Annotated in this window: 1 protein-coding gene; it reads left to right on the plus strand. The window is 69.8% G+C overall.

Annotated features, from left to right (window positions below):
• A partial coding sequence (locus KDL01_RS42330; RefSeq protein WP_212534327.1) for an SCO2097 family morphological protein occupies nt 1–394 on the plus strand: 394 nt, incomplete at its 5' end.
• Nucleotides 395–417: the final 23 nt, after the last annotated feature.

The raw sequence follows: 417 nt of genomic DNA on the forward strand, positions 1-417 counted from the left end.
CTCGGAGCACGAGCAGCGCATGCTCGAGCAGATGGAGCGAGCGCTGTACGCCGAAGATCCCAAGTTCGCGTCGGCGCTTGAGGGAAGCGGGCTGCGTACGTACACCCGGCGGCGGGTCTACCAGGCGGTCGCGGGCTTCCTCGTAGGTATTGCGCTCCTCATGGCCGGTATGGTCGCCCAACAGGTCTGGCTCAGCGTCGTGGGATTCCTCGTGATGCTGGGATGCGCGGTCCTCGCCGTGACCGGCTGGCGCAAGGCGCCCAAGCCGGGCGAGCAGGTCGCCGGCGCCCCGGGCGCCGTCCAGGCCGGCCGTCAGGGCAGACAGCGGCGCTCCATGATGAACCGCATAGAGGAGCGCTGGCAGCGCCGTCGCGACGAACAGGGTGGCCACTAGCTCTCCGCGCCGCTCTCCGGGAA

Origin of the sequence: Actinospica durhamensis, from assembly GCF_018139695.1 — a bacterium.
In the GTDB taxonomy this organism is placed as follows: Bacteria; Actinomycetota; Actinomycetes; order Streptomycetales; family Catenulisporaceae; genus Actinospica; species Actinospica durhamensis.